This window comes from Syntrophomonas sp. UBA5494 (genome assembly GCF_002426325.1).
On record NZ_DIPG01000076.1, the window covers coordinates 1 to 10,368 of the forward strand.

8 protein-coding genes and 1 pseudogene are annotated in these 10,368 nt (G+C 48.2%); 7 read left to right on the forward strand and 2 right to left on the reverse strand.

Going from position 1 to position 10,368, the window contains the following annotated elements:
• Positions 1-212: 212 nt before the first annotated feature.
• Positions 213-521 (reverse strand): ferritin family protein, encoded by a 309-nt coding sequence (locus tag B3W37_RS08640; RefSeq protein ID WP_481038898.1) that lies wholly within the window; start codon positions 519-521, stop codon positions 213-215.
• A gap of 537 nt (positions 522-1,058) precedes the next feature.
• Positions 1,059-1,421, reverse strand: coding sequence for a TSUP family transporter (locus B3W37_RS08645; protein ID WP_483168748.1), 363 nt, complete (start codon positions 1,419-1,421; stop codon positions 1,059-1,061).
• 598 nt (positions 1,422-2,019) lie between these two features.
• On the opposite strand from B3W37_RS08645, the gene B3W37_RS08650 reads away from it, so the two are divergent.
• From B3W37_RS08650 to B3W37_RS08680, 7 genes and pseudogenes are all read left to right on the forward strand, one after another.
• Positions 2,020-4,653, forward strand: coding sequence for a PEP/pyruvate-binding domain-containing protein (locus B3W37_RS08650; RefSeq protein ID WP_483175393.1), 2,634 nt, complete (start codon positions 2,020-2,022; stop codon positions 4,651-4,653).
• A 279-nt stretch (positions 4,654-4,932) separates the two neighbouring features.
• Positions 4,933-5,391: a hypothetical protein gene (locus B3W37_RS08655; RefSeq protein WP_483175394.1), complete on the forward strand. Its 459-nt coding sequence runs from the start codon at positions 4,933-4,935 to the stop codon at positions 5,389-5,391.
• A gap of 350 nt (positions 5,392-5,741) precedes the next feature.
• On the forward strand, positions 5,742-6,443 hold the full coding sequence (locus B3W37_RS08660; RefSeq protein WP_481038905.1) for a response regulator: 702 nt from the start codon (positions 5,742-5,744) through the stop codon (positions 6,441-6,443).
• A complete protein-coding gene (pnpS, locus tag B3W37_RS08665) occupies positions 6,436-8,199 on the forward strand; it encodes a two-component system histidine kinase PnpS (protein ID WP_483168751.1) in 1,764 nt (587 codons plus the stop codon). Before B3W37_RS08660 ends, pnpS begins: the two co-directional genes overlap by 8 nt.
• A 147-nt stretch (positions 8,200-8,346) precedes the next feature.
• The gene (locus tag B3W37_RS08670) at positions 8,347-9,210 is read left to right on the forward strand and encodes a phosphate ABC transporter substrate-binding protein (RefSeq protein ID WP_483168752.1); all 864 of its coding nucleotides are present in this window, start codon (positions 8,347-8,349) and stop codon (positions 9,208-9,210) included.
• Positions 9,211-9,298: 88 nt separating this feature from the next.
• Positions 9,299-10,186 carry a phosphate ABC transporter permease subunit PstC gene (gene pstC, locus B3W37_RS08675; protein WP_481043164.1) on the forward strand — a complete coding sequence of 296 codons (888 nt, stop codon included), beginning with the start codon at positions 9,299-9,301 and terminating at the stop codon, positions 10,184-10,186.
• A pseudogene (locus tag B3W37_RS08680) lies at positions 10,173-10,368 on the forward strand (phosphate ABC transporter permease PstA); the annotation flags it as partial. The gene pstC and the pseudogene B3W37_RS08680, both read left to right, overlap by 14 nt.

A 10,368-nucleotide genomic window follows, 5' to 3' on the forward strand; every position in this document is an offset into this window, starting at 1 on the left:
ACCGCAGCCACAACAGTGATGGACGTAAAATTGGAGATACTTGTAATTCCCCATGGCGCGGCATCAGCCATGCCGCCCGAGAGTGACTGTCGCTACAATTGGTGTCATCTTCGGCACAACCGGCATAGGACCCGGACTTTTAAAACGTGCCAAACCGCAACAGACAACTGCGAAGGAGCAGATTCTCTGCTCCTTCATTAATCAAGATCCGGTTATTTCTGTTTTAGCTTTTCGATCTCTTCTTCTACTTCTTCAGCGCCTTCCTTATAAAATGCCTCTTCGTCGGGAGCGAGTTCCTTCAATAATCGCAGGAATTCTCCGGCATGTATCCGCTCCTCGTCGGCGATGTCTTTCAATACAGCGATAGCCAGCTGATTATCAGTTGACTCGGCCAGCTGCATATAGAGTTGAATGGCCTCATATTCAGCGGCTACCATAAAACGAATAGCCCTTATCAACTCGGCTTCAGTCAGCTTGCGATCCCTGGCGTTACCCGAAAACGAGTTTCCGAAATCCGGCATAATAATCACTCCAATTCATTTAGTACTGTTTTTAAAACCGCTACCTAAGGCACTGACTATACTAAAAAAGCCTGCTTGTCAGGTTTGGAACCAAGGGAGTTATGACTTCAGGTTATGTTTATTATATCCCAGACGATCCTTATAATTATAAATAACCAAAAATAATGAATTTCATTTAGTGATATTAATAATCTCAGCTTTTTAATATTAGATCATCGGTTTGGATACGATTAATAATGACAGGGGAATATTATGCGCATTTGCTCAATACGGAGTAACCATGGTCGTGTACAGGGCCTTAGCGATCTTCGGGATTATGACGAGAATAACGGGCTGTTTTAGAGGTTGAATCCAAATATCGGGAAATCCGCTGAGCAAGAAGCGTTGTTTTTATCGTATAAACAAGCGTTTATAAAAGAGACTAAAATAATGTAGAATAATGTAAAAATAAGATACAGAGAGATAAGCATAAGTTTAGAGCTTCATATATATCACATAAGATCCATTACTGCCGTTTTTTCATGGATTAGTCCGTTTTCACTTGTCGAAGAACATTTTCAATGCGACCAGAAACAGGGCTACGGCAAAAATCTTTTGCAGAATGTGGTTAGGCAATCCCACCGCTATTTTGCCTCCCAGCAGACCACCTATGAAAAATCCGATGACGATTAGACCTGCAATTCTCAGATCAACCAACCCCCGGGTGTAATATGTCCAAGCTGCCAATAGTCCTACCGGGGGTATCATTAGCGCCAGGGTGGTGCCCTGCGCTTGTTGCTGAGTCAATCCGAATATAAGTACCAGGGCCGGCACAATGATAATACCTCCGCCAATCCCGATGAGGCCGCTTAAAATGCCGGCCAATAATCCTAAAATTATGTAGGGCAGAATGTCGGGCATCCATTTCTCACTCCTTTGAAACTGCTTATTGCCCCGGTCGTGCAGATGACCATAGATTCTATTTGACTGTACAATAGGAAAGCCTGTGGCGCAACATCAATTGGCCTCCGGATCGATGTTGTCCTTTTTGAGCCTAACAAATGTAATGCGCTCACCCTGAAATGGTTGGCCCTGGCCGGATGAAAAGCTTCCCACGAGGTTATATTGTCCCAAGACATCAATAAAGACTCAGCATGAATTTATTCAATTGATTATGTCTGACAGGCCGGGAGCTTCATCGATAACAAGGCTATAACTCTTGACAAGCGCCAAAGATCTCCGGCTTAAGCGGATAGGCCAGGGAGCGGACTTAAACGGCACTACAATAGCTGCGGAATCAAGGCAACACCTTGTTGAATTTAGGCCTTGTTCACGAGGCCTCCATTGCATCCAGTATTCTTAAGGCCCAACCCCACCCACAAAGCATTTAGCGTGCTATAATTGATGCAAATATACCTGACTCACAGGTAAATATAATGAAGTTGGAGCAATGCAGTTCCTTGATCCCCCAGGGATTTTTGAATTGGATTGCTTTTTCTGCTTAGAAAGGAGAATGGCTATGAATTGGGGATTTGATCGTGCCTCTACTGGCATATCGGGCTTGGATATGATTCTTGACGGACTGCGCTGGGGAGATAACGTGGTATGGCAGGTTGAGGATATAAAAGAGTATCAGAATATGGTGATTCCTTTGGTGGAAGCAGCCAAAGCCAAAAATATAACCGTGGTATATCTGCGTTTTGGCCAGCATGCTCCGCTGCTCCCCTCTGACCCCAAAATCAAAGAGTATCAGCTGGATGCCAATATGGGGTTCGAGTCCTTTTCGAGCCGGGTACACACTATAGCCACTCAAGAAGGCGAAAGGGTTTATTATGTATTTGACAGTCTTACCGATCTGCTCTCCGCCTGGGTCACAGATCTTATGATAGGCAATTTTTTCAGGGTGACCTGTCCATATCTATTCAAATTAAACACCATCGCCTATTTCGCGCTGATCAAGAACCGCAACTCTTATGCCACCATTGCCCGTATACGGGAGACCACGCAGCTTTTGCTGGATATCTTCCGCTTTGAGGACCATATTTACATCCATCCACTCAAGGTTTGGAACCGCTACTCACCAACCATGTTCTTACCGCATATCTCTCAGGGCAATAGCTTTGTGCCGATTACCAGCAGCGCTGAGACTGCCCAGTATCTTTCGCGCTTCCAATTGCAGGGACCCGGCAACGTAGAACGCAAGATCGATTACTGGGATCGGATTTTCCTCAATGTGCAAAACCTGTTGGAGGAAAAAAACCGGACAGCGGCCGATTATTGTGAAAAGGAAAAAGCCATGGTGGAGAAGCTATGCCGCATGCTCTTGGGCCGGGATGAGCGCATCTTGAGCCTGGCCCGCAGGTATTTTTCTCTGGAGGATTTCCTGGAGATGCGCAATCGTCTGGTGGGTTCCGGTTTTATCGGCGGTAAAGCCGTAGGAATGCTTTTGGCCAGCAAGATATTGGAAAAGGATTCGGACATCGACTGGTCCAACTATTTGGAGCCTCATGATTCATTCTATATCGGATCGGACGTTTACTATACTTACCTGGTAGAAAACAATTGCTGGGAGCTTCGCCAGCAGCAAAGATTACCGGAAAATTATTTCACCCTGGCCGAACCCTTGAAAGATCGAATTATCAACGGCACTATGCCTGAAGTCGTTAATGATCAGTTTAAGCAGCTGCTCGACTATTTTGGCCAATCGCCTATCATTGTACGCTCCAGCAGCCTGCTGGAAGACGGCTTCGGCAACGCTTTCGCCGGCAAATATGAGAGCGTATTCTGCGTCAATCAAGGCAATCCTCAGGAACGCTATCTTAATTTTGAGAAGGCCGTGAAATCTATATACGCCAGCACCATGAACCAGGATGCCTTAGCCTATCGACTACTGCGGGGCATGGCCGACAGTGATGAGCAGATGGCTCTGCTGGTGCAGCGGGTGTCGGGCTCACTGCGGTCGCACTATTTCTTTCCCGACCTGGCCGGGGTGGCTATGTCTCATAACTCTTATACCTGGCGGGAAGATATGGACCCGCAGGCCGGCATGGTACGCCTGGTGCTCGGATTAGGGACTCGGGCGGTAGACAGAGTCGATGACGATTATCCCCGTATTCTGGCTTTAGATAAGCCCATCCTGCGCCCCGATTCCAATCCGGCAGATGCCAGTCACTATTCGCAGCGCAAAGCCGACGTGCTTGATATACAAAACAACGTTCTCACCACCATTGATCTCTCGCAGATAGTGAAGATGAAATCAGAATTGCCCTGGTGGAAGACGGTGGCCACTCCTGACCATGATATAATATACCGCTTCAGGCAGATGGGCAGAATTGCTCCCGAAGCATGGATACTCTCTTTTGAAGGTTTTCTCAAAGGGGCTTTCCCCCAATTGATGCGCACCCTGCTGCAAACCCTGGAGGGAGCCTATTCTAATCCGGTTGATACAGAATTCACGGTTAATTTCGACAGGAAAGGGGGATTCCGCATCAGCCTTTTGCAGTGCCGCCCCCTGCAAACCATCAAGAATCAGGACGACCGCCTATTGAACCTCGACTACAAGGCAGAAGACCTCTTATTCGCCACCCGCGGCAATACCATGGGACCCGGCCAGCAGCAGAAGCTGGAACGAATATTATATGTAAAACCGGACGCCTATCACCGCCTCAGCGTCAACGATAAATATCAGGCCGCCCGCCTGGTGGGGCGCTTGAATCGCTTGTTCAAAGAGCGCGACGACAGTTCCTACCTGCTCATCGGTCCCGGGCGTTGGGGAACCACCACCCCTTCGCTGGGAGTCCCGTTAACTTTCGCGGAAATCTGCAATGCCGTGGTTCTGGTTGAAGTGGCTCAGGATGAAGGGGGATTTATGCCCGATCTTTCCTTCGGCACTCATTTCTTCCAGGATCTGGTAGAAACCGGAATATTTTATGTCGCGCTTTTCCCGGGGAAGGAAAATACTATTTTCAACCCTGCTCAACTTGATCCGGGCTACAATATATTGGCCCATTATTTGCCCGACCCGGGCAGATGGGAACAGGTTATTCAGGTCTTTGAGCTGGCAGCAATGGGTAAAGAATTATGGCTTCAAGCTGATATAAAAAACCTGCAAACGCTGTGTTTTTTCCGCCCAGCGACACCCGGGCAAGTTTGATCCCGGATTCTGTTGTGAAAAGGTCGTTAAGCTGTATGAAAAGTCCCGAAATTGCGATTTAATTTTCTAAAGTGGAGAGGAACGAGTTATTCCGGTCAACAGGCTAGCCTCCGCCCCAAATAAAAGCCGAAAATCGGCTGTAAGTGGGTCGGCTGAAAACCCACAGAATAGTTTTCACACCGTCTGTCGTCTTTTTGACGGCCTTTGGTAGTCTCTAGGAGAATGCGGATATTAACGGCCTGACTGAGGGACAATAGGAAAAACACAGGGAGTTATTTGATGAAGATTAATCGCTCACCCACCATAGCTATGCTATGGTCGTTATGTCTTCCGGGTTTTGGGCAGTTTTATAACCGGGATTATATTATTGGCTTGGTTCTGGTCACCCTGGAATTAATGATAAATGTTAAGGCTAATCTAAACCTTGCCATCTTGTACTCCTTCAGAGGCCAAATTGCTTTGGCCATTCAGACCGTGGACTATCAATGGCTGCTTTTTTATCCCTGCATTTATTCATATTCGATGTGGCAAGCTTATAATCAGGCTTTAGAAACCAGCCGGTTTGACGGGGAGAACGAGAAAGACCGTTTCCAGTTGCGTTATAATAGTCATTTTATCGGAGCAGCCATGGGCGGAACCCTGGGAATCATATATTTAGATCAAATTGGACCGGTATTTGGAGGATTTCTGGGTTTGGCAATAGGAGTTGCGATTGGATCCTGGTTGAAAAGATTGTAATTTAATAAATGATTTTCTGCATTGATTCAAGGCAGCGGTAAAATATTGAGGTTTGTATTCAATCAGGGCGGGATACGTTATTAACCGAGGACAAAGGAGGAAGCCATAGGAATAGTGCTTCCTCCTTTAATGCGGTTGGCGAAGCTTATCACCCCAACTCTGACGTACTGATATCTCGGCTTGATCCTCCGGGCATTTAACCCCGGATGAGTTAAAATAATATAAGACGGCAGCAATATTAGGGAAAATATCCTTAATTCAGCAACTTGTTGTAAATGCCCAAAATATAGCATAATGAATACAAGCGAATTAGTTGATGGCCCAATCACACCATAATTGGAGTTGAGCGTATGGAAAAAATATTGGTAGTGGATGACGAAGAAGCCCTGGTGCGGCTGATTACATACAACTTGAACAAAGCCGGCTTTGAAACCGTTGCGGCCTTTGACGGCGACCAGGCCTGGCACCTTATCAACACGGAGCAGCCTGACCTCATCATTCTCGATTTAATGCTGCCCGGCAAAGACGGGCTGGAAATCTGCCGGGAAATACGCCGGGCCAACCTGCAGACACCCATAATCATGCTCACTGCCCGGGATGATGAAATTGATCGGGTTCTGGGTCTGGAAATGGGGGCCGATGATTATGTGACCAAACCTTTTAGTGTGCGGGAATTGACCGCCCGGGTCAAGGCGGTCTTACGCAGGAGAGGGGGCAGGGCTGAGGCCGAAGCAACTCCGGCCAGCATCACCATCGGCAGCTTTGAGATCAGACCCGAACAATATGAGATTTACCACCACGGACAGCGTCTGATTTTGACGCTTAAAGAGTACGAGCTGCTTTCGCTTTTTCTCAAGAACCGGGGGCGGGTTATGAAACGGGAATACCTTCTTCAAGTGCTGTGGGATTCTCCGGCCGGAGTATCATCCCGGGTTCTGGATGTTCAGGTCAGCAAGCTGCGCGACAAAATAGAAACAGACAGCAACCAGCCTAAATTTATTAAAACCGTGCGCGGAGTTGGCTATAAATTTGAGGAAAACGACGATGAATAAGAGCTATCACCGCAAGCTGTTCGCGGCTTTCCTCGCCACCATTCTAGTATTGCTGGTCTTGCTTTCCGGACTTGGTTACTTTCAATTCACAACCTATTATCTGCACAACCTCGAATCCAGGCTGGCCAAAGAGGCTTATCTGACGGCCGATATGGCCAGATACCGGACTCAGGCGGACGGCGTAAAACGCAGCTATCAGGATATATGTCTGACTGCTGCCAGGGATGCCCTGACCCGGGTCACTATCATTGATTCCCAGGGGATCGTCCTGGGTGATTCAGAGGTATCTCCAGGCCAACTTGACAACCACAGCAGCCGCCCCGAAGTCTATGCCGCCCTGCATGGGGAAACCGGGGTAGAAATTCGCTACAGCGACACCCTGGACATGAATATGCTCTATGTCGCGGTGCCTTTTTCCGATGGTGAAAACAGCGGCGCTGTACGCATGGCGATGCCCCTGGCTGATCTGCAGGATATCTACAAAAACGCCCTGCTAGGAATATTGGGGATCGGATTGGGCTGTGGAATACTGGCATTGATATTGAGTTTTTTAGTCATCCCGTATTTTTCCCGGCCTATCCTGGAGATTGCTGCGGCTGTCCAGGACATGGCGGGGGGCAATTATTCACGCCGCATATCTGTACACAGCGATGATGAACTGGGGGTACTGGCCCATGCTTTCAATAACATGGGCCAGCATATTGAACAAAACCTGCATCAAATTTCGGAAGTTAAAAATCGCCTGGAAGCGATTTTAAGCAATACGGTTAACGGCATTATGCTTATCGGTCATGACGGGCGCTTGATTTATGCCAATCCTGCTGCTGTTGCGCTGTTGGGATTGGGAGAGGATTTTATAGGCCGTAACTATACTGAGTCCATCGCCGCCTATGAACTGCTCTGCATGATAGACGAAGCCAAAGTAAGCCTTCAGTCGATTAAGCGCAGTATTGTGTTGCACACCAGAGGGGGAAACATAGCTGAAGCCAATGTGGTGCCAATAATAAATAATGGCGTATCCAGTCAGGACATACTGTTAGTGTTGAATGACATCACTGAAATGAAGCGTCTGGAACAGGTGCGCAAAGATTTTGTGGCCAATGTATCTCACGAGTTGAAGACCCCGGTTTCGGCCATCAGCGGTTTTGCAGAGACTTTATTGGATGAGGGCATTTCAGACCAGTTCAATGCGGTTGAGTTTACTCGCATTATTTATGATGAAGCCCAGCGTTTAACCCATTTAATCAATAGCTTATTGACTTTGTCCAAATTAGAGTCGGAACCGGTCAGCCTGAATATGCAAATAATAGACCTCAACAGTTTGATGGCGACAACGGCGGCCAGGATGAATAATCTGGCCGGACTAAAAAACATAACGATCAATTATTATGATCGCGGAGAGGCGGCTAATCTAAAAAGTGACCCGGAGCTTATCGAACAGATTATGATCAACCTGCTGGACAATGCCATTAAATACAGCTCCGAGGGGAACATTATCGAATTAATCCTGGAGGAATCTGCTGACAGAGTCATTATCAAGGTTAAAGATCATGGTACCGGCATTCCCGCAGCAGAGCTCCCCCGTATTTTCGAACGGTTCTACCGGGTCGATAAGGCCCGTTCCCGGAAAACCGGAGGATCCGGGCTGGGATTGGCGATCGTCAAGCATTTGGTGGAAAACCTCCATGGTCAGATAGCGGTAGAGAGCACCATAGGCACAGGCACCGTCTTTTCGGTAACCTTATTCAAGCAGTAACTTCTACAAAAAACATTTTCTGGTGCCGTTTACACAATCTTTACATAAGAATTACCCTGGCGAGATGTAAGGTCCGATTATCCTTTACAATGATCGTTTATCCTATTAATGATAAAAGTAAGGCATTATAAAAGGAGGAACGTATTCATGAGATTATCGAGAGTAAAGAAAGTCGGCACTGTATTTTTTGCGGGATTATTAATGTTTGGCGCTTTGGCAACTGCCGGATGCGGAAAGCAAGAAGCTTCTGCCCCCCCCCAGCAGCCGACTCCTGCCCTTAGCGGCACCTTGACAGTGGCTGGTTCTACTTCGGTTCAACCTTTCAGCGATTTGCTTGCCGAAGAATTTATGGCTGCCAATAAAGAGGTACAGATCAACGTACAGGGAGGCGGCTCCAGTGTGGGCATTGAATCTGCGGTCTCAGGAGCTGCGGGTATAGGCGCGGTTTCCCGGTCGGTAACCAGTGAAGAAAAGGCCAAAGGCCTGGTGGACACTATCATTGCCCTGGACGGCATCGCCATAGTGGTACACCCCAGCAATGCCATTTCTTCAATAAGCACCGCTGACGTAATGAACATCTACCTGGGCAATATCAAGAACTGGAAGCAGCTGGGCGGCCTTGACGCACCCATCACCGTAGTCACCAGAGAAGATGGTTCGGGAACCAGGGAGGCCTTCACTAGCCTGGTTATGAACAAAAAAGACATAATCAGCACCGCCATCGTGCAGAATTCCACCGGAGCGGTTAGAACCACTGTGGCCGGCGACAAGAATGCCATCGGTTATGTATCGTTGTCCAGCCTCAACCAGGAAGTCAAAGCTCTGCAGGTGGACGAAATTGCAGCCAACGAAACCAATGTGAAGAATGGCACCTATAAACTGCAAAGGCCTTTCATCTATGTGACCAAAGGCGAACCCAGCGGATTGGCCAAGGCCTTTATCGACTACGTTCTAAGCCCGCAGGGACAACAATTGATAGTTGAAGAAGGCGCCATCACTGTAAGCAAATAAGATGAGTAGACCTATCATCTCCTCATCAAGCGAATTACCCATTAAATCCGGCGGCAGCCCAGCCGCCGGTAAGCTTATAGGAGGAGCTATGAACAGGCTATACGGAGGCGCAGAAGCCCGCTACAATGAGATATTTATCGAGAAAGCCCTGTTCGTGAGCGCCGCCCTCTTTATTATCATAATCGCCATTATAACCCTGTTTATATTTAGCAAAGGACTGCCGGTCTTTTTGAAGGTAGGGTGGGCAGATTTTTTGTTTAATACCGATTGGCGTCCCACCAAAGGTATATTTGGAATTGGGGCAATGGTGGTGGGTTCTTTGGCCGTGACTCTGTCCGCCATGATATGGTCGGTTCCCCTGGGGTTGGCCACGGCGGTTTTCATGGCCGAAATCGCACCCCGCCACATAGGCCAGCTGCTAGGCAGTCTGGTGGAACTATTGGCCGGAATACCCTCAGTTGTCTATGGCTTCGTAGGGCTCTTGGTGGTAGTGCCCTTTATTCGTGAACATATGGGCGGAAACGGCATGAGCGTTTTAGCCGGTGCTATCGTGTTGGGGATTATGATTCTGCCCACAGTGGTAAACATCTCCCGGGATGCTATACAGGCGGTTCCCCGTGAATATACCGAAGGTTCGCTGGCATTGGGAGCTTCTCATTATCAAACCATAGCCAAGGTTATTATTCCGGCGGCTCGTTCAGGGATCATTACCGCTGTTGTGCTGGGTATGGGACGGGCTATAGGCGAAACCATGGCGGTGGTGATGGTAACAGGCAATTCAAGTATTGTGCCGGCCAGCATCCTGGCTCCGGTGAGAACCATGACCAGCAATATAGTATTGGAGATGGGCTATGCCAGCGGTGATCATCAAGCTGCACTTTTTTCAACCGGGATGGTATTGTTTATTTTTATCGTGGTCTTGAACCTAATTGTCAACCGGGTGGCTAAGGCAGGTGACATCAATGGCAAGAAATAGATGGCAGGATCGCATCATCACCGCGGCCTTCTGGTCAGCAGGGATAATAATAGTAGCGATATTGGCCGGTATCATCGGCTACGTGGCGTTCAAAGGCATCTCCAGTATCAGCCTGGATTTCATCCTGGAGCCTCCCCGCAGGGCGGGCCGGGCGGGGGGAATATCCACCACCATCGTCAGCA